The organism is Pseudomonas mucoides, assembly GCF_015461845.1.
GTDB classification, from domain to species: Bacteria; Pseudomonadota; Gammaproteobacteria; order Pseudomonadales; family Pseudomonadaceae; genus Aquipseudomonas; species Aquipseudomonas mucoides.
The window spans coordinates 227,579-252,980 of record NZ_JACOPW010000004.1 but is presented as its reverse complement, the minus strand read 5'-3'; the positions used below and the strand labels follow the sequence as shown (position 1 = coordinate 252,980).

Genomic DNA, 25,402 nt, shown 5'->3' with positions numbered 1-25,402 from the left:
TATGAGGTAAATGACGATGAAACGTCGGTTGGCACTGATTGGTTTTTGTTTGTTCACCCAGACGGCACATGCCGGGCCGAACATCAATATCGGCACGGTCTACGACTACCTGGACGGTGACAAAAGTACCTTTTTGAAACGCGTCTATAACGGCGGCGACAGCACCGCTTTCGTCAAGGTCAACATCCTTGAAATCCTCTACGACGCCGATGGCAAGTCGCGGGAGGTGCCGCTCAAATCCAATGCCGAGGGCAATTCCCGGGATGGCTTGATGGCCAGCCCGGCGCGACTGATCGTGCCCGCCAGTGGCATGCAGGGCACGCGGTTGCTGTACATGGGCGAGCGCGACAAAGAGCGCTATTTCCGTGTGCGTTTCATACCGGTGGTGCCCGAGAAGGAAGACGAATTCGCCGTCTCCGGCGAGGAGCGTGAGCAGTACAAGAAAGCCCTGTCCGCCGGGGTCACGGTGCTGGCCGGGTATGGCGCGGTGTTTTTCGTTCGCCCCAAGGCCCCGCGTTACGCCAGCGTGATCGAAAACGAGGCGGCCAGGTACCGGATCCGCAATACCGGCAACACCGTGGTGGTGATCGATGAGTTCAAGGATTGCTCGGTCAAGAATGACCAGGACTGCCAGCCGACCACCAAGCATCATGTTCTGGCCGGCCGCCATTTCGAGTTCGAGAAACAGGCTGGCCGCGAGTACCGCTTCACGCTGGTTGAAGGCGAGAGCCGCAAGAAACTCGATGTGAAAGGCTGATGACTATGTTCAGACAACTGACGGTCCTGATGGTGTCGGCAATGGCCTGCCAGGGTGCGTTCGCGGCCCGCGAAGTGCAGCACTTTGAAGTATTCGTGACGGTCCCGAGCCAGGCGTTTTACGTCATTCCCGCAGACCCCGGCTGGATTCACCGCGAACAGTCATTGCCATGGAATCTGACGACCTCGACCCTGGGCGGCTTGCGCAAGTATTTCGATGTGAAGAGCGAAGCCGGTTCCATCGAAGCCCGCCTTGAGGGCAGGCCTTACTTGTCTAACGGGACGCAGGCCCATGACATTGGATTGCGCGTGCTGTTCAACGAAAAGTTGTTGAACGAGGGGGAAAGCTGCGAGGTGGTTTCGCTGATCGACGCCGCGCAGGGCAAGCGGGTTTTACTGGAAGTGCTGCCTGTGCCACCCGCCGATGGGGTTTACAAACCCGGCAACTATTTTGGAAGCGTCAACATGGTCTTCAACGCGGTGTTGCCCAAATGATGAATTTATTGAATAAGCGATCAGCCCGGACGTTGAAGGGGGCTGCATCGGCCAGCCTGCTGTGTGCGGTGTTTGCCTTGCCCATACAGGCCGCTGTGATGGACATCGAAGCGGTGTTCGAGCCGGATTCGTCGGAGCCGAATAATAACGTGTTCGTCAACATGACCCCGTCCGAAGGTTTTTGCCGGCAGATTCCACAAGCCTGTGCGCCCTATAAGCTGTTCAGCCTTATTGCGCCTATTTCCTTCACGGCGAATGCGCCAATCCTGGCCAACCATGCGGACCCGCGGCAAGGAGGAATGGCCCGCGTTCCCTCGGACTGGAGAGAGGTGGTGGTTACCCACGAGTCGGGTGATAGCGAGGTGCTTTCCATTCGTATCGGCGGGATCGGGCACGAAGCTGCGATTCCCCGCCCTGTCACTGAACTGACCGGAGGAGGTTGGTGGGATGACTTGTGGGTAGGTGGCGGTTGGGCCTATGCGCCGATACCCTGTTCAAGTGTGGGTTGGCACTCGGCAGGGCCCTCGGGCTACAACAGTTTCTGGCGAGTCGCCAGAGGGGTGGGCGTGTGCAGCAAGACGGCGAAGTTCGATATTCCGCTTTCCTTTCGCTACCTTTACTTCGTGTTCGCTTATGAGCTGCGCACGCCTAACCCCCTGACCATGAAGTCGGGCAAATACACCGGCACCATGCCGTACACCGTCGGTCCACGTCAGGATTTCGACATGGGCGATGTCATGATCCCCAGTGACAACCAACTGACCCTCAACTTCTCCCTGGATGTTCGGCACACCCTCAAGGTCGAGATTCCACCCGGTGGCAATCGCGTTGAGCTGGTACCGCAGGGCGGCTGGCAAGCCTGGCTGACCCAAGGGCGCAAGCCCACACGGCTGTTTCGTGATCAGACGTTCAATGTGTCTTCATCGAGTCGCTTCAAGATGAACCTGGACTGCCAGTACAGCACCGATGGCAACCGCTGCTCGGTGCGCGACCCGGTTTCGGGCCATATCGTGCCGCTCGACGTCAGCGTGACCCTGCCCAATGGCCTGGTGGATGCCACCGATCAACCGGTCAGCCGCCGGCCGTTACGGCGCGACGGCATTGGTACCGAGCTGTTCCAGCCGCGCTTTTATGTCGATCGCAAACCGGGCACGTTGCACTTCGAAATTGCGCAGGATGAGGTCGAGGAGATGATCAAGCCCGGTGTCGCCAGAACGTACTCGGGCACTGTCACGGTGGTTTGGGATTCGCAGGTGGGTTAAGCGTGAACCCTGATGCATCACCCGATGCATCAGGGATTGCCGTTTATTGCTGTGCGTGTTTTTGCAACGCTTCGCGGGTGAGTTTTCGGCTCAGCTCTTTTTCTTCGTAACCCATGTCGTGCAGCAATTGGCCGTAGACCTCATCGGTCATGTCCTGGCCCGTCAACACCAAACTGTCATCGATATTCAGGCGCCGGGCGAGGTCTTGCAGACGCTGTTTGAGGGCGCGTCGTTGTGCAATTTGCTGGTCCCTGGAACGGGCCCAGGTGTGTTGGACTTCGCGTAACTCATCGAGCAAGTCGCTCTTGGTTTCGTAAAACCGGGCATTGCGCCGGAATTCGTTCGGATAGGTGTCCTGCAGGTATTTCTGCCAGAACGGCTGTTCGATCATGTCGTTGACCAACCCATCGCCGGCCTCCATCGACATCACCGTCTCGAAGGCGGTGTCGAGGGTTTTGGCGTTCACACCGGCGATGGTGCGAAACAGCATCGTCTCCGATTGCCACGGTAAGCCGAGGCGTTGAGCCAGGCCGGTTTCGTAGGCGAGGTACACCTCGACCTCATCCGGATTGCCCGGGCGGCTGCCGAAATCGGCACGGGCAATGTCATCCACGCGCGCGAGGCGAGCAGCACCTCTGGCCAGGTTCACCAGTTTGCTTTCAAGCACGGCGTTGGACGTCGACAAGGCATAGGCTTCGGAGGCGAGCACCTTGATGCCCATGTGGTTGAATACTTGGGCCCCGGCATCGGCGCAGGTAGTAGGCGCCCTGGCCATTTCGAACAGGTCCTTGCGCAATCCGGTGTCCAGGTCGATGGCTTCGATCATGCGCCATACCCGATTGCTGAGCTGCTGACGCAAATCACCACCGGCCTTGTAATCGGCCGAGCGGGTCTGTTTCTGGATCAAGGCAAAAAAATCCTCGGAGCCAGGCTCGGTCATCAATTCGTGCCAGGCTTCCTCCCGGAAAGTACCCAGCCCTGAGACCTCGGCACTCCACCATGTCGAGTCATCGTTCATGGGCCACAGGTTCATCGTGTCCCGTGCCGCATAGGCGTAGACCTGCTCTGGCGAGATGCCGACGGATCGTCGATACGCTTTGAAGGTGATCCGGTTGGCCTCCGAGAGCCGCTCGTCGTACAAGCGGGTCCGCGCCAGGAGGAAGGCATCTTCCGAGCCGGGCACGACCTTGGGAATGACGTTGATCGGGTTCTCCTGCAAATCCAGAAAGAAGCCCCGCGGTCGACGTTTGTTGAAAGGCCCGAACAGGCCATCGGGCCAGGCGGTGGCCCCGGTGTTGCTCAAGCTCAGGACTCTCAGTCTGGGCATGCGTCCGACGTCCGGGAGCCGGCCCAACTGCCTGTTGTCATCAAGCCTGAGGGTTTCCATGCGGGTCAGGTTTCGCAGTTGCTCGACGGCAGACGGGGTCAACGTGATGTTGTTGTTCATCAACCGCAGCGTCCGCAGGTGGTGCATTTTGCCGATGGCGTCGGGGAGTCGGGTCAAGCCGCAATTGCGGGCACTCAGTTGCTGCAGATGAGGGAAGTCACTGAGCAGACCGGGACCGCTTTCAAAAAAGGTCGTGCGGTCCAGATTCAAGGTGCTGATCTGATCGAGGTAGCGCTTGATATCCGGCAGCTCCTTCCACCAGCGTTCGAGGTCAAGCGACTTGAACTCTGTGGACAGGTCCAGCGCATACCCGCCGTCGGCCGTGATGCTGCGTTCACCAAAGACCGTGGGCTTGCGTTTGAAACAATCGATTAACCGTTCGGCAATGTGCAAGCCGCCACTGTTGACGAACCCGTGTTGATCCGGGCCCCAGGTATCCGGCTGCTGGTAGCGCCAGCGATTGAACAGCACACGCAGGTCGTCCAGTTCGCGGTCCAGTCGGGTCAGTGTCTGATGCCCTTGCTCCTGCGAACCGAGGGATCGAACGAAGGTATTGACCTCGCGGTCGTTGAAGTGAGGGTAAATATCCTGCACCCGTTCGGTGAGCGTGGGGGCAACGGTGGAAAAGCCGGGACCGCGCAACAGAATCATGTCTTCATGGTCAGCCAGCGGACGGATCGGCGGTGCGGCGAGCGCCGTGCGGCGCTGCGCCGGTGTCTCGGTCTTGGCCATCACCCATTGCTTGAAGAAGCCCCCCTGGCCTGGCCGATAACCCAACTGCGCCTGTTTGTTTTCCGGCAAGGCGTTGAGAACGGCTTCGTAAAAATCAGTGGCGTCGTGCAGTTTTCGGTTGTCACCGTCCCAGACTTCGAACCGGTTGCCATCGTCCTTGACCAACACCCGGACCATCGACGCGCCCTCGGCACCCACACGGCTGCGCAAGGGGCCGGCATCGTTGCCTTCGCGAACCTCGATGCGCAATTGCGCGAACGTGTCGGTATGAATCCTCAAGGCGTTCAGCACCAGGCTTTCGGTTTGCGCCACCCACTGCGCGCCGTCATGGAAACCTTCATAGGCGTGGTTGGTCCGGGCTTCGAAGGCCGCCTCACGGGTGCGGCTCTTGAGGCTCAAGGGCAGTCGTTGCGTTTGAATCATGCGCTTGAGGTCGGCAGCGTCGGTGGTGTTCAGCAGCGTCGTTGCGGCACGGGACGGCAACTCGGGAAAGGCGTGGCGCATGAGTCGCAGCGGCGGATCGTCGAACGCCTGGGCCCCTTGGTAAAGCTGATTGATGATGTCTGGGGTCAGTCGATCGGCTTCGTCCGCCAGACGATTGCGCAAGGCTTGCACCCGTTCACGTTGGGCGGTGGACCGACCGAGCACGGCGTGCAGCTCTTCTTCGTTGAGAAACCCGACAAGGTCTGGTGCAAATTGCTCGCTCATGAGGTTCGACAAACTGGTGGACAGGGTCTGTTCGGCCGTCGCATCGGCGTTGCCGTACTGGCGGAACCGGCCGCTCATGTCGGCGTTTTCGTAGACCTTCAGGGCTTTATCCGCGGGCCAGCCGTCCAGGTAAGTCGCCAGCGGTTCAAACCAGTAGGAAGAAGGATCCAGAGGCTGGCCTGAGCGAATCCTCCTGATGGCCTGGCGGGTCTGGCGCTGGATGTTCAAGCGGGTGAGGCTGTCGTCGAGTAACGGTGGCGGGGCCGTGTTGTCGACGTACATCCGGCGCAGCGCACCGTCGTCGGTACCACTGGCGATGCGAACGGCTTCGAGTTCCGTGTCGCTGAAGCCCTCCACGGTGTGGCCGAGACGGCGCATCAACGTCGGACGATCCCAGGCTCGCGGGTTCTCGGCTTCATGGGTCCAGGCGCCGAGGCCGTTGTGTTTCAACTCGGGCAGGTAAGCATTGTCGCGATGCGGGTGTTTGACCCGGTAGTTGCCGGTTTGCGGATCCTTTTGCACGGCGTAGTGCTTGTCATCCAGCGGCAGAACAGCCTCGCCCTCGTGAGCGTGCAGCCCCAGCGCGTCAGGTCTGGAGTCCGGCGATAACTGCACATCGGGCCATTCATAAGGTTTCAGGTCGGGGTGCCACAACCGGGGTTCGCCGTTGGGCAGCGTGACTGGTTTCATGCCTTCGATCAGCGGTGACAGTTTCAGGCGTGCCAGCGCACCGATCTGCGCACCGGCGGCGAACGCTTCCAGCTGAAGAACATCGGTGACCAGGCCGACAATGTGTTCGGTGGCTTCAGTCCACAGTCCCAGGGTCATGTCGACGAGGCCTTCAATGGCGTCGCTGGCCATCTGATAAGCCATGTAGCCCATCATCAGCTGACCCAGTCCGGGCACGAACGGCGTGACGACCATCAGGGCGATGTTGAAGATGTCCGAGACGATTTTCTTGAAGTTCTCCCACCAGGCCCATCGTGCATGAGTATCGGCATCGGCGGTTGATACGGCGATGTGACGGGCGTCATTGAGGACCTTGTTGAGCTTTTGCTCGAACAGGTACTGCCAGAGTTCGCCGCTGATCGGTGCGGTGTTGAACTGCAGACGAGGGGCGGTGATAGCCTCTTCGCGCCAGCTCGGCCTCGGGTCCAGCGGCTCTTTGCGATGCCATTTCACTTGAAACAGGCGTTGTGGCAGCCCGCCGAAAAAATGCCCCCGATCGGATTGATCGACGAACCGGCTGAAGAATTGCTGGTAGGTCATGCCGGTGGAGGAGATGACATCGTTGTCGCGCAGCTGACGCGTCAGTTCTTTCATCAGCGCGAGGGTCGAGGGGTACTCTTTCAGCGGGTGCTCGGGGTCTTGTGGGACATACGCGAAGATCGGCACCACCTCATGGACCCGGTTCAGATCCGGCGTAATCAAGACGATGCCGGTCAGCTGGCTGTCGAGCATGGACAGTTTGGCGAACTGCATGATTCGGCCTTTGCGGGTGAGGTTGCGCTGGCCATCGAGCATCATCAGGATCAGGTCACCGGCATCGGCGTCGATGTCGCCCTTCAGGACGGCCAGTCTGGCGGCGGCTTTAAACGCGGCTTTCTCGTTCTCGATGATCTTGTGTTTTAAAACCACCTGGGCGAGGCCATCCCTGGGCCGCAACTGTTCTTCGAGGTATTTCGTGTAGCGCGCGCCAATGTCCAGCGTGCGACACAGGGTCTGGAACTGGGCGATGGACATTTTTCGTTTGATCGCCAGGGTGTCGAAATGCCCGCGGGCATCGGGCTGGCTGATGAAGTTCGAGTCCGCCTCGCAGGTTTCGTGGCTCGCGAAGTTATGCAGGGCCGCGTCGAGTAGTGAAACGGTGCGGGTCACCACGCCGTTGAGGTGGCTGGCATACCAGGGAAGCTGTTTGGGTAGATAAAGGTGCAGGTAAGTGGTCTTTACATCGACGTCGACACCGAACTGTTCCAGCAACGCTCTGGTCAGCAACGGTTCGGCGAACTCGTAAACGCCTCGGACCTTGTCCATGACCCGGTCGACGGTGTTTTGAGCGGACCAGAGGTCGAGGTTGGCGTGTTGTAGCGGGGTGTGATCGAACCCCCTGATGTTCTGTGCCCAATACCCTGAAGCCGTTTGCGTGAGGCTCAGTTCCCGGATCCGTCGCACTGACGCGTCCTTGAACGTGGGATGGATACGGCTTTTGATGAAATCGTAGTGGCGACCTTTTTTGTCATTGGCCCCCGGTGTCGGTCGCGCTGATATACGTCCGTGTAAGTCAGTCATGCTTTTAATAAACCTTGAGCGTTAAGTGGAGTGACCAGCCTAACGCCCGAGGCTCAAAGTAAAAGCCTGAATTACCGCTGCTTAATCAGTGTCAGCCGCCCAAAAGCATTGGAATTACCAATGCCGAAAATAGGTAATTACCACCTTTTTTTCAGCGCCGTGCGACCTCCACTGGCAGGCATTGCGTATGCGTACCCGGTTGCAGATAAGGCGTGAGAATCGGTGCCATGCCCTTGAGCACCTGCACGGGCAGCGCGGAGGTGAACTTGAAGGCCTCGGCGGTGCGCCCGGGCACGAAGGCGGTCAACGTACCGAAGTGGCTATCACCGATATAGAACACGAAGGTGGCCGTGCGGTTGATTGACTTCGAACTCAGGATCCGCCCGCCGGAACCAATGGCTTCGATGCGGTTATCCCCGGTCCCGGTCTTGCCGCCCATCGCCAGGGGTTTGCCATCGGGGGTGATGAAACTGCCGGAAACACGTTTGGCGGTACCGGCGTCCACCACTTGCGACAAGGCCTCGCGCATGGCCGTGGCCACTTCGGACGGCATCACCCGTTTGCCGGCGACCGGGTCATTGATCAGTTTGGTTTCGTATGGCGTATTCGCCGCGAAATGCAGCGTGTCGATACGCAATGTCGGCATGCGCACGCCATCGTTGAGAATGGTGCCGATCAACTCGCCCAGCGCTGCCGGACGGTCGCCGGAGCTGCCAATGGCGGTGGCCAGCGACGGCACCAGGTGATCGAACGGATAGCCGACTTTCTGCCAGCGTTGATGGATGTCGAGGAATGCTTCGATCTCGAGCATGGTGCGAATACGGCTGTCGCGGGCGCCCTTGTGCTTGCTTTTGAACAGCCAGCTATAGACTTCCTGACGTTCGAACTGGCTGGCTTTGACAATCTGGCTCCACTTGGCGTCAGGGTTGTTCAGCAGGTAACCCATCAGCCACAGGTCCAGCGGGTGAACCTTGGCGATGAAACCCTGGTCCGGCAGGTCGTAGGTGCCCGGGCTGTAGCTTTCGTACAGCCGTTGCAGGCGTTCGTCAGTGAGTTTTTCAGTGAGCTTGGCGCCTTTGAGGTGCGAGCGCACAAAGGTGTTAAAGCTTTCCTGGCTGGCTTGTGGCAGCAGATACCGGTGCACTGCTGCCAGGCGGATCGGCGTCGGGCGCATGCCGTCGAGGAAGGTGTCGAGCCGTGCCTGGGTGTCCTTGTTTTTGTACTTTTTCCAGAACTTCAGCAGAAACGAAGTGCCTTCTTTGTCGGCGAAATCGGCCAGGTATTCCTGACGCCGGGGATCGCGGTCGTCCTTGAGCAGTTCGGCGCTGTTGTTGGGGCCGGAATAGGTGGTGTAGCGCACCAGGTCGCGCATCAGCCGAATGAACGGCAGGTTGATGGACTCACGCAGGGCATCGCGCAGGGTCGGTATGCGGCCGTTGTCTTCCTTGCGGAAGTTATGGAACACGTGCAACCCGCCACCGGTGAAAAACGCTTCGCCGGGGCTGGCCGAGTATTTGCGATCCAGCGCGGCACCGAGCATCGCGGGCAGGTTGCGATCCTTGTTTTCGATCAGGTAGTCAACCGCCCAGCGGCTCAGGCGGTCCTGATCGGGGACATCGACTTTCTTCAGTTCCGGGATGCTCATCCCGGCGTATTTATCGTGCAGTTCCGCCATGATTTGCAGGTAGGTGGTGAGCACGCGCATTTTCGCGGTGGAGCCCAGTTCCAGCTTGCTGCCTTCGTTGATGTCAAACGGCTGGTCGGTGCTGTCGGTTTGCACCCGCACGCGCGCGCCGTCCGGCGTCAGTTCAAACAGGGTGAAGCTGTAGCGCACCTGAGTGGTGCTGGTGGGGGTGAGCAGGCGTTCGCCCATCAAGCCGATCTGCGTGGCGAACACCGGGTCGGCCAGGCGCTTGAGGTACTCGGTAGCCTGGCTTTGCAATTCACCTTGCAGGGTGCTGGTGGCGGACAGGTCGAGGCGGTCGAGGTCGTACAGTGGACGATTGAGCAACCCGCCCAGACGGCTGCGCGCCACGCTGATGCCTTTGTTGGTTTCGATCGGCTGAATGGTCGGCTGGGTTTGCCAGTCGCGGTAAGTCACCTTGCTGGCCAGTGCCGCTGCCGCGAAAGGCGCATCGATCACGTTGTTCTGGGCGAGCAGGCGAATGTGGCTGTCGGTGAGGTCAGCCAGTTCATCACGACCCTTGGTCAGGTAGTGGGAAGGGCGACGCTGGGCAATCATCAATGACAGTATTTCACGCAAGGCCAGACCTTTGGCGGCCATCGTCTTTGGATCGGTGGCAGGGCTGGCCAGCGTTTCGTTGGCCTTGTCGAAGTCGGCGCCGTACCAGACGCGCAACCCTTCGGCCATGCCATGCACTTCACCGTGGCCGGGCACGGCGGACAGCGGCACGCTGTTGAGGTAGTCGCGGACCACATTTTTCCGGGCCTCGAGGGTGTCCGGACCTGCCTGATAGGCCCGCACGGTGGCGGAGATCATCTGCCGGATCTTTTCCGCACCCGACACCGTCAGGCCATCGGGCGAATGCCGATACTTTTCAAGCTGTGTCGCCAGGGTACTGCCGCCCGCCGATTGACCCGGCAGGTGAATCAACTTGGCCACCTGCGACCACGCGGCCATGCCGAAGCGCGGCCAGTCCACGGCGGGGTTGGCCAAGGGTTGCTTGGGGTCAAGCAGAAAGCGGTTCTCGATGAACAGCAGGCTGTTGACCACCACCGGCGGGATCGCATCAAAGCTTGAATAAAGCTGTTGTGGGTATTTGAACTGGTACAGCGGCATCGCGCGACAGTCGGTGATCGACAGGCCGGCCTGGATTTTCTCGGCGTAGGGCACGAAAAGGCCCTTGCCGCTGTAGTCCATCAACTTTTGGGAAAAACGGGTTTGGGCGGCAATCACGTAATTGCGCTTGAGCAGCCGGGGCAGGAACTCATCCAGTGAGCTGTAGCCCAGACGCAAATCAAAAGGCCCGGCGCCAGGGTAGCGGATGGCATCGCTGGGGCCTGGTTCCAGGGAATAGCTCAGGGACGCCGCAAACTTGCTGACTTCCCGGGCTTGGAATTTGGAGGTGCGCATTTCCTTGGCTGCCGCCAGTCCCACGACAATCGCGATGATCAGCAGCAACAACCAAAACGCCTTCCAGCCGTGTTTGACACGACTGGGGCGAGGTTTTTCAGGTGACGGCGCTTCATCCACACGTTCAGTCGGGACCACAGTTTTACTCGTATCGGTTTGCCACAAAGCGCCCATAGCCGATTGATCCATTCACGCAGATTGATCTGACTTGTCTGAAGCTTAGACGGTGGTTGGCGATGGTGAAAAAATTGTGAGTGCACAATTTTCCAATCTGTTTTGTTTTTTGTGGCGAGGGAGCTTGCTCCCGCTGGGCTGCGAAGCGGCCCCAAACCTGGCAATCGTGGTTTTTCAGGTAAATGGGGTCGTAGGTTTTGCGACTGCTGCGCAGCCGAGCGGGAGCAAGCTCCCTCGCCACAGGGCCGTAGTGGCCTTTGGGTAGTGTTACAACCAACAGGCATCCCAGAGGGGGTAATCACCGATTTTTTCCACCAGCCCGGCACGCAACGGGTTGGCAACTATGTATCGGGCGAACGGCAGGAGTTCTTCGCCATCGCGGATTGCACGATCGTGATAGCCGGTTTGCCAGAAGGCTCCTCGACTGTTTGATGCCTGGTTAATGGTGAGCGTGCTGCGTGATTTGATGGCCTGCATGAGTTGCGCCATGGTGCGCTGTTCGAGTTGCACCAGCCAATGGAAATGATCCGGCATGACGACCCAGGCTATCGAATTGACCCACTTCTCTTCGTGGGCTCGCCTGAGCTCGGCGACCAGCAAACGGCCCTTTTGCCAATCAGTGAAGATTCGACGGCGCTGATGAGTAACTGCAGTGATGAGATAGGCCCTGCCAGGTTCCGAACAGCGTCCATGGCGCAGCAGGTGCGAATTTGGGCGTGGATGCATTCCTTTGCGTCCTTGAGCTGATAGTCCAGTTCACCTTCGCCATGCTTTCGTTTCTGCGTGGCTTCAAGTTCTGAGTGAAATGTCTGAATCATCTGAAGGAACAGTCTCTGTGGCGAGGGAGCTTGCTCCCGCTGGTCTGCGAAGCAGACTAATAAGCGCAATGACGTTCTTTCAGATAATCCTTTGAACACAGAATTGCGACTGCTACGCAGTCGAGCGGGAGCACGCTCCCTCGCCACAGGGGGTTGGTGTCTGGAATGGCTGAGCTAGACACCTCCCAAGGTAAATGCGGCGAAGGTCTGGGCATGACGATGCACCAATGCTGTGCAATACTCGGCGCCGTTTTCTGTCACGGGTGAAATCACTTTTAGCCAGTTAAACCCTCTCCGCAAAACCGTCTTTTGCCGAGAGTTGTGGCTGCATTTTGTGGTTTATTGAGTGAAAACACCTGGGCAATGCTTTTTATACTGCACGTCCCGCTGATCCTGGAGGTTTTGTCCTACAGGACGGTCCTGCTCACGAAGTACGGCCGGTTTCAGGCAAGCAATGGCTTATCGGTCAGCGCTTCGACACTCGGTGGCTATATCCAATAACAAGACGAGGATGTCCCTATGCCAGCTGGCAATCACCTGCCCCACGGCGAGACCGCTCAGGGCGGCCCGCTTAAACGCGAACTCGGCGAACGGCATATTCGCTTGATGGCACTCGGTGCCTGTATCGGCGTCGGTCTGTTCCTGGGGTCGGCCAAGGCCATCGAAATGGCCGGCCCCGCCATCATGCTCTCCTACATCATCGGCGGTCTGGCGATCCTGGTGATTATGCGCGCCCTCGGCGAGATGGCCGTGCACAACCCGGTCGCCGGCTCGTTCAGCCGTTACGCCCAAGACTACCTCGGCCCCTTGGCGGGCTTCCTGACCGGCTGGAATTACTGGTTCCTGTGGCTGGTAACCTGCGTCGCGGAAATCACGGCGGTAGCGGTGTACATGGGCGTCTGGTTCCCCGATGTGCCGCGCTGGATCTGGGCGCTGTCGGCGTTGATCAGCATGGGCACCATCAACCTGATCGCGGTCAAAGCCTTCGGTGAATTCGAATTTTGGTTCGCCCTGATCAAGATCGTCACCATTATTGCGATGGTGGTTGGCGGCATCGGCGTGATCGCGTTCGGCTTCGGTAACGACGGCGTGGCGCTTGGGGTTTCCAATCTCTGGGCTCACGGTGGTTTCATGCCTAATGGCGTGCAAGGCGTGTTGATGTCCCTGCAAATGGTCATGTTCGCCTACCTTGGCGTCGAGATGATCGGCCTGACCGCCGGTGAAGCCAAGAACCCGCAGAAGACCATCCCGGATGCGATCGGCTCGGTGTTCTGGCGGATTCTGCTGTTCTACGTCGGCGCACTGTTCGTGATTCTGTCGATCTACCCGTGGAACGAAATCGGCACCCAGGGCAGCCCGTTTGTGATGACGTTCGAGCGTCTGGGCATCAAGACCGCCGCCGGTATCATCAACTTCGTGGTGATCACCGCCGCGCTGTCGTCCTGCAACGGCGGCATCTTCAGCACCGGGCGCATGCTCTACAGCCTGGCGCAGAACGGCCAGGCCCCGGCCGGATTCGCCAAGACTTCGAGCAACGGCGTGCCGCGTCGCGCCTTGCTGCTGTCGATGGGCGCATTGCTGCTGGGCGTGTTGCTCAACTACCTGGTGCCGGAGAAGGTCTTCGTCTGGGTCACCGCGATTGCCACCTTCGGTGCGATCTGGACCTGGGTGATGATCCTGCTGGCCCAGCTGAAATTCCGCCAAGGCCTGAGCGCCAGCGAACGTGCCGGCCTCAAATACAAAATGTGGCTGTACCCGGTCAGCTCGTACCTGGCGCTGGCGTTCCTGGTGCTGGTGGTCGGCCTGATGGCGTACTTCCCGGACACCCGCGTGGCGCTGTATGTGGGCCCGGCGTTCCTGGTGCTGCTGACGGTGTTGTTCTACGTGTTCAAGTTGCAACCGACCAATGCGTCGCAAGGCGCGGTGCATTCGGCTTCGTAAGACGTAACGTTTGAAATGCAAAAAGCCCCGGTCGAGATGACCGGGGCTTTTTGGTTTCAGGCGATTGCGTTTTGCGGTGATCGCGTCAGGCGTTTATTGAACTCCAGCCAGACCGCCAACAACCCCATCAACCCGGCCCCCACCAGTGCGGTGAAAATTTGCATGGCAAACGCATCGTCGGTCAGGGCGTTGACCATGTCGGCCAACGGCGCCAGTAACACGCCGAGGCAGAACACCTCCAGCGAATAACGCCCCATGCGCGAGCATTGCCGGGCCAGCCAGTGTTGCGTCCAGCCCGTGTCCGGCAACAGTTTCGCCGTGACATACGCCAGGGCCAGAAAGTGCAGCAGGCGCACCGGCGACAGGTCGGTCTTGCTGATCGGGTACAGCAGATTACTCAGCATCGTTGGCATCACGGCATCATGTATTTCCGGCCAGCGCCAGGACACGGTGATCACCCCGGCCAGCACCGCATACATCGCCGCACCGACAAACAACGGCTGGCGCAGCAGCGGACGCGTCTCGGCCGCCCGGGGCTTTTGCCCGTGAATCGCCGCTGCGCCACCGAGCACAAACAGCAGTTGCCAGGTGACAGGGTTGAAGTACCACACGCCGTCCTTGATCGCGGCCAGGTTCCAGCCAAACGAAGGCGCCAGCAGGTAAACAGTCAACGACACCGCCACCACCGCCCACGCTTTGCGCACCAGCATCGGCAGCACCAGCGGCAACCCGGCCAGCAGCACGATGTACAGCGGCAACGGGTCCATCAGGTTCGGCTTGAAGCGCAACAGAAGTTCATCCGTCAATGCTTGCTGCGGGTTGCTGATGAAGTGGTGCAGGCCCATTTCCTCGACCAGATCACGGGTTTCCACATGGCTGTTGGCGAAAAACACGATGCCCATCAGCATCGCCAGCAGGAAAATGTGCACCACGTACAGCACCCAGGCGCGGCGCAGGATTTTCACGCAGGCGATCAGATAACCGTCGCGCGCGAGGATCTTGCCGTAGGCCAGGACTGCCGCATAACCGGCCAGGAACACAAAGATTTCCGCCGCATCGCTGAAGCCGAAATTGCGCAGGGTGATTTGACCCATGGGGTTGTGGGGCACGTGATCCCAGAAAATGAAGATCAGTGCCAGGCCTCGGAAAAAGTCGATTCGGTGATCGCGTTCAGTCGTCATGGCGGCGGGCTCTTGAACGGTTTTGAAGTAGGAGCGAACGGCGCCACAAAGGGTAACGCGCCGCACATCGGCGGCGCGCAGGGTGCCGTGATTTACGGGTAATTGCAAAAGTCCGGGTATTACCGAATGTCTCTAAGCATCGCCGAACGATAACCGCCTGTCTAAAAGCCGCGCGGCCCCGCGATCTCTGGCTACCGTCGGGTTCAAAGCTTTATCGATTGAAGGCGGAATTCCCATGAGGCGCCGGCATGAAGATCAGCGATTGGCTCGACAAAGAACTCGCAGGCCGTCAGGTCTGGTTGTTGTTTCTTCTCGCGACGCTGCTGTATGCCCTGCCGCTGATCCTCGCGGATTACCCCTATATCGATGACAACTGGCGTTCCCTCGCTGCCGGTGCGGCGTGGACGGAGGAGGGCCGCCTGTTCGCGCAATGGTTCTATTACCTGCTGACCTTCAGCGGTGCCGCGCCCAATATTTTTCCGTTGCCCCTGTTGATTGCCACCCTGGCCATGAGCGCCGCCCTGACGCGCCTGACGTTCCATTATTTCCCCGAACCGACGTTCGGCCATTGCCTGGTGTTGCTGCCACTTTGGTACAACCCGTTTTTCCTGCAAAACCTGTCGTACCAATACGACGGCCCGACCATGGCGCTGAGCGTGGTGGCGGTGATCTACGCGATTACCTTCCGCAGCCTCTCGCGCGTCCAGCAACTCACGGTTCCGGCACTGTTGATCGCATTGGCCATCGGCCTTTATCAGGTCAGCATCAATGTGTTTCTCGGGCTCTGTTGCCTGGAGCTGCTGCGGGGCGCCAACGATCGATTATCGTGGCCCGCGTGGTGCCGATTGCTCGGCTGGAAAGTCGCGCAGTTGGTGCTGGCAGGCTTGATCTATTACGCCACGGCGTTTGCCTGCATGAGTCAAACCCGCACCTCGATGTTGAACGGTGCGGCCGCGCCGCTGCTGCAAGTTGAAATCAATGCCGGCCGGGTCCTGGAAAAAATCGTGCTGCTGTTTCATGGCGGGTTTGCCTGGGTATTCGGCGCGCTGTTGTTGTGCGCCATCGCCGGTGGTGTGTGCGTGGGGCGGGGTGTGCTGGCGCGATGGGACACGGGCCTGCACAAAGCGGTGATCGGTATTGCGTGTCTGTTGATGCTGCCGGTTTTGATGTTGCTCGTTCCCGGCATCTCGTTGTTTTTCCGCGACTTCAATGAAGGCGCCCGAACCTTGATGGGCTTTGGCGTTGTGCTGGTTTTACTGTTCTACCTGAGTCATCGGGTGCTGGCGTCATTGCATGGAAAGCTGCCCTTGCTGTTGTTAATCCCGCTGTTGGCGACGCTCTCGTTGTCCTTCGCTTATGGCCGCGTACTGACCTTGCAAAAGACCTTCTCGACCAACGCGCTGTATGCCTTGAGTGCCGACATCGCCTCCCGCCCCGCATTGCGCAACGCCAAGCGCATTTACCTGTCGGTCAGTTATTCGGATCACTGGCTGGTGGCCGCCGCCGGGTCATTCAAGCAACTGCCGGTATTGCACTACCTGTTGAACATCGACTTCTACATGCTCGCGGAAAACCTGCCGAAAACAGGCATCACCAACGTGGTCAGGGAAAAGGAACGGCGCAACGCCACGTGGGTGGGGTACCAGGGTTATCCACCGCTGGTGGACAGCCTGTTCTATCGCATTTATCTGCTGGGGGATTACGGATTCATCGTCATGAAGGAGCCGCCTCGGGTGACCACGCTGCAGTGGTAATCGACCGTTGGTCTGGAAGGCTGCGCTACCTGTTAGTTCTGACAGTAGACGCACATCTTGCGCTGGCTTTAGGTTGACGCCTGAAACAGCAAACAGCCAGGGAACGGACATGAAAGCCTTATGGAAAGAGTTTTCCACCTACGCGGTGGTTGGCGTGGCCAATACACTGATTCATTGGCAGCTCTTTTATATTCTGAACACAGCCGCCGGAATAAGTCAGGCGGCCAGTAACCTTTCGGCATTTTGTGTGGCAGCTACGTTTTCCTTCTATGTTCATGCGCTGTACACGTTTGAAGCCGGGACGTCGGTACTTCGTTATCTGCTGTATGTCTTCTTTATGGGCGTCATGAGTTTCGTTGTTGGACATTACGCCGATGTCTGGAAGGTCCATGGGCTGTTGACCGTCGGCTCGTTTTCGGTCTTGAGTCTGATCTGCGGAATCATCTTTTCGAGATTGGTCTTGTTGCACGAGCGCGAGGCGTGAAAATTTCGCGCTGTACTGGGGAGGTGGCGGCGCTGTCTGTGGTGGTGGCGATCGCGTTATTCGTGAGATTTCACGCCATCACCACGCCGAGTGTCTGGTACGACGAAGCCTACAGCCTGCTGCTAGCCGAGCGTTCGCCTGCGGAAATCTGGTCCACCACGGCGCGGGATGTTCATCCTCCGCTCTACTATGTGTTGCTGCATTACTGGATGTTGGTGTTCGGCAATGGTGTGTTGTCAGCGCGATCGCTGAGTGCCCTGGCCGATGTCGGCACCTTGTTGCTCAGCATCAAACTGATGAGCCTGATAGCGACGCGCAGGGCGACCTGGATTGCGGCTGTGTTGCTGGCATTGCTGCCGATTTCGGTTCGCTATAGCCAGGAAATCCGCATGTACACGACGCTCGGTTTTTGGCTCATGGCCGCGACCGTGGCGTTGGTGTGCTGGGTCAATGCACCGCAGCGAAAACGCTTTGCGATCCTGTATGTGCTGTTGATGACCGCGGCTTTCTATACGCATTACTTCGCCGGGCTGTGTGTCTTGGTGCATTGGCTTTTCTGGTGGCGAGCGCGAGGGGTATCTGATCGGGCATGGGTATTGGCCAACGGTTTGATTGTCTTGCTGTTCCTGCCGTGGCTGCCTCATTTCCTTGAGCATCTGCTACGAAGGTGCGGGTTCGAATGGATACCACCGCTTACGTGGCACACCGTTTTGACGGTCGTCTGGCCGTTCATGGTGATGAGTAACGTGGTAGCGGAAGAGTCAGGATGGCGCGTGCTGCCGACACTGTTGATCCTTGTGTGCGCAGCATCGGTGTTGTTGAACGATCAGAGTGACCGTCGTTACAGGGGGCTTCTGGTCGGGTATTTTTTTGTACCGGCTATTACGCTTTTTTTGATCGCTCTGTTAGCACCTGCGTTTGTCCCCAGATACCTTTTATTCGCAGCCCTCGGGTTACCGCTTATTGTTGCTGTTGCTCTAAGTTTCTGGTTACCGCAAAAGCGTGTTCTTGCTATGGGCGTTTTGACCGTGTTTTTAACCGGAGAAGTGCTGGGGCTTTTCAAGTACTACCAAGATGGCAATGGCATGGATATTAAAATGGATAGGGTGGCGGCCATGATTAACCGTAGTTGGCGACCGGGTGACGAGATCATGATCGACAGTTTGTCCTGGTACTTGCCGTTTACGTACTACAACACCACAGGCACGCAACCGAGGATTTACACCCCTTCAAATAAACCGGTGCTCTGGGGCTATCCTGATCAGGGTGGCTGGGCGCTTCTGCCCCGACGTTCGAATCACATCATCTTCGAGGACTTTACGGTGTGGGCACCCACGACCAAACGAGTCTGGTGGATAACAGATAAAACTCCAGCGAAAGATGAAAGGGTACTCGCGCAATACTGGAACCAAACAATGATGATTGATGGAGGTGACGTAGAAGCTCGACTGTTTACACGCGCTGCAACGCCAACCCCTGTCGGGATTGGCGCGCAAGCACTCATTACGCACCAGCCACCTCATTAGGCTCAAAACTATCCGCCCGCGCCATCTGCCACATCCGCGAGTAAAACTCGCCGTTCACTTCACCGGTGAGTAACTCCCCGGGTTTCAGGAACACATGCAGCTGCGAGAACAACTTGATCTCGGTCGCCGACATGCGTCGTACCAGATGCTTGGCCGACAACTGCGAAGGGTGATCGAGACCCGCCGCCGCCAACATTTCAGCCAGGGCTTTGAGCGTGTTGCGGTGGAAGTTGAACACCCGCTGGGCCTTGTCCGGGACCACCAGTGCGCGCTGGCGCAAGGTGTCCTGGGTGGCGACGCCGGTCGGGCATTTGTTGGTGTGGCAGCTCTGCGACTGGATGCAGCCGATGGCGAACATGAAACCGCGTGCCGAGTTGGCCCAGTCGGCACCGATGGCCAGGACGCTGGCGATGTCGAAAGCGCTGACGATCTTGCCGCTGGCACCGAGTTTGATTTTGTCCCGCAGGTTCAGGCCGACCAGTGTGTTGTGCACGAACAACAGACCTTCGCGCATCGGTACGCCGATGTGGTCGGTGAATTCCACCGGCGCGGCGCCGGTGCCGCCTTCCTTGCCGTCGACGACGATGAAATCCGGGAGGATGCCGGTTTCCAGCATGGCTTTGGCGATGCCCATGAATTCCCACGGGTGACCGAGGCAGAACTTGAAGCCCACCGGTTTGCCGCCGGACAGTTCTCGCAGTTGCTGGATGAAGTGCATCAGTTCGATCGGCGTGGAAAACGCGCTGTGCCGCGACGGCGAGATGCAGTCTTCGCCCATCAGGATGCCGCGGGTTTCGGCGATTTCCTTGGTGACTTTGTGCTTGGGCAGAATCCCGCCGTGGCCGGGCTTGGCGCCCTGGCTCATCTTGATTTCGATCATGCGCACTTGCGGGGTTTGCGCCTGGGCCGCGAAGCGTTCCGGGTCGAAGCGCCCGTCAGCGGTGCGGCAACCGAAGTAGCCGCTGCCGAGTTCCCAGGTCAGGTCGCCGCCGTTTTCCCGGTGATAAGCACTGATGCTGCCTTCGCCGGTGTCATGGGCAAAATTGCCGAGCTTGGCGCCCTGGTTCAACGCACGAATCGCGTTGGCGCTGAGCGAGCCGAAACTCATGGCCGAGATGTTGAACACCGAGGCCGAGTACGGTTGCGTGCACTGCGGGCCGCCGACGATCACCCGAAAACTGCTCGGGTCGCTCAACGGCGCCGGGCGCATCGAGTGGCCGATGAACTCGAAGCCTGATTGATACACATCGATCAGCGTGCCGAAGGGCTTGTCGGCGCTTTCGTTCTTGGCGCGCGAATAGACCAGCGAGCGCTGGGCTCGGGAGAAGGGCAGGGCATCGCTGTCGGATTCGAGCAGGTACTGGCGGATTTCCGGACGAATGCCTTCCACCAGGTAACGAATGTTGCCGAGAATCGGGTAGTTGCGGCGCACCGCGTGGGGGCTTTGCAGCAGATCGAACAGGCCGATCAGGCTGAGCACACCGGTGACGGCGGTGATCGGCCAGAGCCAGTCGTATTCGAGGAAAGGCAGACTGGCGAGGGTGAAGATCACGCAAGCGGCAAAGAAGGCGTAGCGGCTCAGGAGTGACAGGCTCATACGGTTTCCTTGGGGTCGGACTCGGTTGTGGCCACAGAGATCTCTGTAGGAGAGCGGTGTATCAGGCATTCTGTGCCTGCAGAAAAATCGAAAACAGCTCGGACTGGGATTTGATCCCCAGCTTGCTGTACATGTGTTTCTTATGGACTTTCACGGTTTCCACGGAGATTTCCAGCTTACGGGCGATTTCTTTACTGGAGCAACCGCTGAGCATCAACCGCCCGACATCCAGTTCCCGGGCGGTCAGTTGCGCGCCTTTGAGTTGCTGCACCGACGCTTCCAGCTGCACGCGCCAGTCGGGTTGCGGTGGCGACGGCGCGAGGGCCACGACTTCGTTGATTTCATAGGGCAGACGCTGGCGCAACAGGCCCAGCACCCACGGCTGGATCAGCGACAGCAAGGCTATCTGCTGGCCACTGAAACGTTGCTTGCTGCCCAATGACAGGCACAACGTGCGGTCGCCTTCGAGCTGGCAATTGAACTGGATTTCATCAGCGACCACATTCAGACGAAAGTAGCGCTGGTAATACTCGGTCAGCTCAAAGTGCTCCGGTGCCACTTCCGACAGGCGATAGAGGCCGGTGCGCGACTGCTCGCGACAGGCGATGTAGAACGGGTCCAACAGATACAAACCGCGCAGATAATCCTGAAACAGCTGATCCGGGCTGCCGTCCTCGCCCGGGCATTCGGCGAACACTTGCGGGTGCTGGTCGGCGCTGAAAAGCAGGGCCACCCAACTGTCGAAGGTCACGTACTGATCCAGCAGACGCACCAGTTGCGTCCAGAAATTGGGCTTGTCCAGGGCGTCGATCAGTTGACCGACCGAGCGGTGCCAAGCGATGTCGTCCAGCGAAAGTGTCATGCCTCTACCCCTATCGGGTTACCCCAGCGGCGTGATTCCCCGGCCGCTGGCTTGCTGCGCATACTGGCGCACAGAAACCGGCCGGGCAATCTTTCTGCCGCCCGGCCTCCCCAAGAACAAGGAATACCGATGAAAGTCGAACTCGCCCAGTTGGCGGGCCGTGACAACGGCACCGCGTACAACCTCGAACGCGCCCTGGTGGCGATTGCGGCCTGCGCTGCCGACACGCAACTGATCGTCTTCCCGGAAACCCACCTGATGGGCTTTCCGACCGCCGACACCGTGGCGCAAACCGCCGAACCACTGGACGGCCCGACCGTCAGCGCAGTGCTCGCCGCCGCCCGTGAGCGCAACATCGCCGTGGTGATCGGCATGGCCGAGAACGACAACGGTCGCTTCTACAACACCACGCTGCTGATCACCCCCGAAGGCATCGCGCTGAAATACCGCAAGACGCATTTGTGGGCCTCGGATCGCGGCGTGTTCGAGCCCGGCGACCGTTACGCCACCTGCGAGTGGAACGGTGTGCGGGTCGGCCTGCTGATCTGCTACGACATCGAATTCCCGGAAACCGCCCGCGCCCTTGCGCAACTGGGCGCCGAATTGCTGATCGTCACCAACGGCAACATGGACCCCTACGGCCCGACGCATCGCACCGCGATCATGGCCCGTGCCCAGGAAAACCAGGCGTTTGCGCTGATGGTCAATCGGGTGGAAGCGGGTGATGACGGGTTGGTGTTCGCTGGCGGCAGTGCGCTGGTGGATCCGCTGGGCACGCTGTTGTTCGAAGCGGGACGCCATGAGGGGCAATTCACGGTTGAGCTGGATTTCAACCGGTTGGAGGCAGCACGCAAGGACTACCGGTATCTGGATGATCAACGGCTGAAGTTGCCGGGGGAGATTGTGGAGCGGGCTTGCGGGGTTCGGGAGCTGCTGATTCCTTCGCGCTGATCCGGATTCTGTGTTGTCGGGACTGACGCTTTCGCGGGCAAGCCCGCTCCCACAGGATTTATGTCGTTCACAAAATCCGTATCCACAAGGATCCCTGTGGGAGCGGGCTTGCCCGCGATGAGGCCCTGACAGACGACACACCTGTTTGTCCCTTGAACCAAAAACAACAACGTAACCCCCGAAATTTAGCGCCGAACTCGGCTCTGCCATAAATCTAATAAATTCGGAGTAGTCGCTCATGGCTCGTTTGCAACGCACCCTGTCATTGGGTTCGGTGGTGCTGTTTGGCATTGCCTACATGACGCCGATCATTGTGCTCGGCACCTTTGGCATCCTCGCTCAATCCACCGCCGGCATGGTGCCGGCCGCGTACCTCGCGGCACTGGTGGCGATGTTTTTCACCGCCATGAGCTACGGCCGAATGGCCTCGGCATTCCCCGTCGCGGGCTCGGCCTACAGCTATGTACGCAAAGCCATCAGCCCGAAGCTCGGCTTCATCGCCGGTTGGGCGGTGCTGCTCGATTACCTGTTTTTGCCGATGGCGATCTGGCTGATCGGCGCCGCCTACCTCAACTCCGCGTTCCCGGCGGTGCCGCAATGGCTGTGGGTGCTGGCGTTCATCGGCATCACCAGCGCGATCAACATCGTCGGCCTGAAGCTGGCCAACGGCATCAACGCCTTGCTGATGCTGGTGCAGGCCCTGGTGCTGATCGCCTTCGTCGTGTTGTGCATCCACTACGTCGGTGGCGATGCGAGCACGCCGTTGTGGTCGATCAAACCGTTCTTCAACGGCGACATGCAGATGCCGCTGATCATGAGCGGCGCGGCCATCGCCTGTTACTCGTTCCTGGGCTTCGACGCGGTCAGCACCCTGACCGAAGAAACCCGCGACCCGCGCCGCACCATCCCGCGGGCAATCATGCTGATCACCCTGATCGGTGGGCTGATCTTCGTCAGCGTCTCCTACTTCGTACAGGTCGCACACCCGTCATTCCAGTTCGACAACGTCGACTCGGCGGCCTATGAAATCGCCCGCAACATCGGCGGCGACCTGTTCGTCTCGATCTTCCTGATCGGCCTGATCGTCGGCCAGTTCGCCTCGGGCCTGTCGGCGCAGGCCAGCGGTTCGCGCCTGCTGTTCGCCATGGGCCGCGACGGTGTGCTGCCGAAATCGTTCTTCGGCACCTTGCACGAACGCTTCGGCACCCCGGTCAACAGCATCCTGTTGTGCGCCGTCGTCGCGTTGCTGGCGCTGAAACTGGACGTCACCACCTCGACCTCGTTCATCAACTTCGGCGCATTTCTCGCCTTCAGCCTGGTAAACCTGTCGGTGATCTTTCACTACTGGATCGGCGGCGAGAAAAAAGGCCCGCGTGAACTGCTGCTGTTCCTGATATTCCCGTTCATCGGCCTGGCGGCAGACTTGTGGCTGATGGTCAGTCTCGATCACCTGGCGATTTACCTGGGCCTGAGCTGGCTGGCGATTGGCGTGGTGTACCTGGCGGTGCTGACTGGCGGTTTCCGTCGCCAGCCTCCGGAAATGGATTTCCAGGAAGCCACCTGAATTCCTGACACCGAAAAACCGTTGTAGGAGTGAGCCTGCTCGCGATAGCGGTCCGGCATTCACCATTGATGTCGACTGATACACCGCTATCGCGAGCAGGCTCACACCTACAAGGGGATCGGCGGTGAGTGCGGATATTCCCCGTGACGATGCTCAAGGGTTATGTGAACCTTGCGGCTTTTACCCAAGGCCCATTGCGATCCATGACCCTTGCATCCGCTGATTCGCCACGCATCATCCGCATCGCCGCTGCCCTGTTGATCGGTCCCGACGGCCGTACGTTGCTGGTGCGCAAGCGCGGCACCCAAGCCTTCATGCAACCGGGCGGCAAGATCGAAGCCCATGAACAACCGGTTCACGCCCTGGCCCGCGAGCTGGAAGAAGAGCTGGGTTTGCTCATCGATCCCGCGCACGCCAGTTACCTTGGGCAATTCTCGGCACCGGCGGCCAACGAGCCGGGGTTTGTCGTACAGGCCGAGCTGTTTTTGCTGACCATCGATGTCGACGTCACCCCCGCAGCCGAGATCGAAGAAGTAATCTGGATCGACCCGGCCACCGACGGCGGTGTCAGGCTGGCACCCTTGACACGGGACCTGATCCTGCCGTTTTATCGAGCATCGCTGACCGAACCTGCCTGATCATTTCCGGACGAAGGATTGCCCATGATCCCGCTTCAAGACCTGCTGATTTTTGCCGCTGCCGCGTTGCTGATGGTGCTGACGCCGGGGCCGAACATGATCTACCTGATCTCCCGTTCGATCTGCCAGGGGCGCAAGGCGGGTGTGACGTCTTTGCTCGGCGTGGTCGCGGGGTTCTTCGTGCATTTGTTCGCGGCGGCGGCCGGTTTGACCGCGGTATTCCTGGCCGTGCCGATGGCTTATGAAGTGTTGAAGTGGGCGGGGGCGTTGTACTTGCTGTGGCTGGCCTGGCAGGCAGTCAAACCCGGTGCCCGCTCACCGTTCGAACCGCAGCAGTTGCCACCGGATTCATCGCGCAAACTGATCACTATGGGCTTTCTTACCAGCGCGTTGAACCCGAAGATTGCGGTGTTTTACCTGTCGGTGTTTCCACAGTTCATCAACCCTGAACACGGCTCGGTGTTCAGCCAAAGCATCATCCTCGGCCTGACCCAGATCAGCGTCAGTTTCTGCGTCAACCTGCTCATCGCGCTGTTCGCGGCGGGCATCGCCTCGTGGTTCGTCAGGAACCCGACCTGGCTGGCGCTGCAGCGTTATGTCATGGGGTTTGTGTTGGCGGCGCTGGCGGTGCGGCTGATGCTTGAGCAACGCAGGGCGGCTTGATCATGTGGATTGAACGGCTGGACGCCAGTCATGCGCTGGCTTACCGGGAGCTGATGCTCGAAGCCTATGACCGGCATCCGCAGGCTTTTACGTCGAGTGTGCGCGAACGCGCCGCCATGCCGCTGAGCTGGTGGGAAGGGCGCCTGACCAGCAAGCTGGATGTGGTGTTCGGGGCATTCGAGGAGGGCAAGTTGGCCGGCATCGTCGGTCTCGCCTTCGAGCCTCGGGAAAAGGCCCGGCACAAGGCGACACTGTTTGGCATGTACGTGTCCGGTACGGTTCGCCAGCGCGGGTTGGGGTCTCAACTGGTGCAGGTGGCATTGGCCGAGGCGCAGCAGCATCCGGCGCTGAAGGTGATTCAGCTGACCGTCACTGCCGGTAATGACGCGGCGTTCAACCTGTACCAGCGTTGCGGCTTTATCCAGTTCGGCCTGGAACCGTTGGCGGTGCGGGTGGGCGAGGAATACTTCGACAAAATCCACATGTGGCGGGAAATCTGAACCCACCGCAATTCCCCTGTAGGAGT

General features: G+C 59.4%; 18 protein-coding genes. 12 read left to right on the top strand and 6 right to left on the bottom strand.

Going from position 1 to position 25,402, the window contains the following annotated elements:
- Nucleotides 1-16: 16 nt before the first annotated feature.
- Genes H8F22_RS19890 through H8F22_RS19880 form a run of 3 tightly spaced genes read left to right on the top strand, consistent with a single transcriptional unit; the run spans nt 17 to nt 2,513 of the window.
- Complete coding sequence (locus H8F22_RS19890; protein ID WP_027922789.1) at nt 17-757, top strand: pilus assembly protein; 741 nt, start codon at nt 17-19, stop codon at nt 755-757.
- Nucleotides 758-762: 5 nt separating this feature from the next.
- Nucleotides 763-1,251: a CS1 type fimbrial major subunit gene (locus H8F22_RS19885; RefSeq protein WP_194940636.1), complete on the top strand. Its 489-nt coding sequence runs from the start codon at nt 763-765 to the stop codon at nt 1,249-1,251.
- Entirely contained in the window at nt 1,248-2,513 is a 1,266-nt protein-coding gene (locus H8F22_RS19880; RefSeq protein ID WP_194940588.1) for a hypothetical protein, read from the top strand. Before H8F22_RS19885 ends, H8F22_RS19880 begins: the two co-directional genes overlap by 4 nt.
- Before the next feature lie 43 nt (nt 2,514-2,556).
- On the opposite strand, the gene H8F22_RS19875 is transcribed toward H8F22_RS19880, so the two are convergent.
- From H8F22_RS19875 to H8F22_RS19865, 3 genes are all read right to left on the bottom strand, one after another.
- Nucleotides 2,557-7,629 carry an NEL-type E3 ubiquitin ligase domain-containing protein gene (locus tag H8F22_RS19875; RefSeq protein ID WP_194940587.1) on the bottom strand — a complete coding sequence of 1,691 codons (5,073 nt, stop codon included), beginning with the start codon at nt 7,627-7,629 and terminating at the stop codon, nt 2,557-2,559.
- 151 nt (nt 7,630-7,780) lie between these two features.
- Nucleotides 7,781-10,897 (bottom strand): transglycosylase domain-containing protein, encoded by a 3,117-nt coding sequence (locus tag H8F22_RS19870; protein WP_027922793.1) that lies wholly within the window; start codon nt 10,895-10,897, stop codon nt 7,781-7,783.
- A 267-nt stretch (nt 10,898-11,164) separates the two neighbouring features.
- Nucleotides 11,165-11,623, bottom strand: a complete 459-nt coding sequence (locus H8F22_RS19865; RefSeq protein ID WP_059182216.1) for an REP-associated tyrosine transposase — start codon at nt 11,621-11,623, stop codon at nt 11,165-11,167.
- Between the two features lie 611 nt (nt 11,624-12,234).
- On the opposite strand from H8F22_RS19865, the gene H8F22_RS19860 reads away from it, so the two are divergent.
- On the top strand, nt 12,235-13,656 hold the full coding sequence (locus H8F22_RS19860; RefSeq protein ID WP_027922795.1) for an amino acid permease: 1,422 nt from the start codon (nt 12,235-12,237) through the stop codon (nt 13,654-13,656).
- 56 nt (nt 13,657-13,712) lie between these two features.
- Here H8F22_RS19860 and H8F22_RS19855 read toward each other — a convergent pair whose 3' ends face one another.
- Nucleotides 13,713-14,837 (bottom strand): OpgC family protein, encoded by a 1,125-nt coding sequence (locus H8F22_RS19855; protein ID WP_027922796.1) that lies wholly within the window; start codon nt 14,835-14,837, stop codon nt 13,713-13,715.
- A 248-nt stretch (nt 14,838-15,085) separates the two neighbouring features.
- Here H8F22_RS19855 and H8F22_RS19850 point away from each other — a divergent pair, with 248 nt between their 5' ends.
- From H8F22_RS19850 to H8F22_RS19840, 3 genes are all read left to right on the top strand, one after another.
- Nucleotides 15,086-16,591, top strand: a complete 1,506-nt coding sequence (locus H8F22_RS19850; protein ID WP_059182217.1) for a glucosyltransferase domain-containing protein — start codon at nt 15,086-15,088, stop codon at nt 16,589-16,591.
- Nucleotides 16,592-16,700: 109 nt separating this feature from the next.
- Complete coding sequence (locus tag H8F22_RS19845; RefSeq protein WP_027922798.1) at nt 16,701-17,075, top strand: GtrA family protein; 375 nt, start codon at nt 16,701-16,703, stop codon at nt 17,073-17,075.
- Nucleotides 17,072-18,601: a glycosyltransferase family 39 protein gene (locus tag H8F22_RS19840; protein ID WP_059182218.1), complete on the top strand. Its 1,530-nt coding sequence runs from the start codon at nt 17,072-17,074 to the stop codon at nt 18,599-18,601. Before H8F22_RS19845 ends, H8F22_RS19840 begins: the two co-directional genes overlap by 4 nt.
- Here the strand turns inward: H8F22_RS19840 and H8F22_RS19835 are convergent.
- On the bottom strand, nt 18,579-20,198 hold the full coding sequence (locus H8F22_RS19835; protein WP_027922799.1) for an FMN-binding glutamate synthase family protein: 1,620 nt from the start codon (nt 20,196-20,198) through the stop codon (nt 18,579-18,581). The two genes, H8F22_RS19840 and H8F22_RS19835, sit on opposite strands and share 23 nt — an antisense overlap.
- Nucleotides 20,199-20,259: 61 nt before the next feature.
- On the bottom strand, nt 20,260-21,060 hold the full coding sequence (locus H8F22_RS19830) for a helix-turn-helix transcriptional regulator (RefSeq protein ID WP_027922800.1): 801 nt from the start codon (nt 21,058-21,060) through the stop codon (nt 20,260-20,262).
- Nucleotides 21,061-21,189: 129 nt separating this feature from the next.
- Here H8F22_RS19830 and H8F22_RS19825 point away from each other — a divergent pair, with 129 nt between their 5' ends.
- The 5 genes from H8F22_RS19825 (at nt 21,190) to H8F22_RS19805 (ending at nt 25,376) form a co-directional block, all read left to right on the top strand.
- Nucleotides 21,190-22,011, top strand: coding sequence for a carbon-nitrogen hydrolase family protein (locus H8F22_RS19825; protein WP_194940586.1), 822 nt, complete (start codon nt 21,190-21,192; stop codon nt 22,009-22,011).
- A 238-nt stretch (nt 22,012-22,249) separates the two neighbouring features.
- The gene (locus H8F22_RS19820; protein WP_059182220.1) at nt 22,250-23,575 is read left to right on the top strand and encodes an APC family permease; all 1,326 of its coding nucleotides are present in this window, start codon (nt 22,250-22,252) and stop codon (nt 23,573-23,575) included.
- A 203-nt stretch (nt 23,576-23,778) separates the two neighbouring features.
- Complete coding sequence (locus H8F22_RS19815) at nt 23,779-24,213, top strand: NUDIX hydrolase (protein WP_059183057.1); 435 nt, start codon at nt 23,779-23,781, stop codon at nt 24,211-24,213.
- A 24-nt stretch (nt 24,214-24,237) separates the two neighbouring features.
- Nucleotides 24,238-24,876, top strand: a complete 639-nt coding sequence (locus tag H8F22_RS19810) for a LysE family translocator (RefSeq protein ID WP_027922804.1) — start codon at nt 24,238-24,240, stop codon at nt 24,874-24,876.
- 2 nt (nt 24,877-24,878) lie between these two features.
- Nucleotides 24,879-25,376 carry a GNAT family N-acetyltransferase gene (locus H8F22_RS19805; protein ID WP_194940585.1) on the top strand — a complete coding sequence of 166 codons (498 nt, stop codon included), beginning with the start codon at nt 24,879-24,881 and terminating at the stop codon, nt 25,374-25,376.
- Nucleotides 25,377-25,402 lie beyond the last annotated feature (26 nt).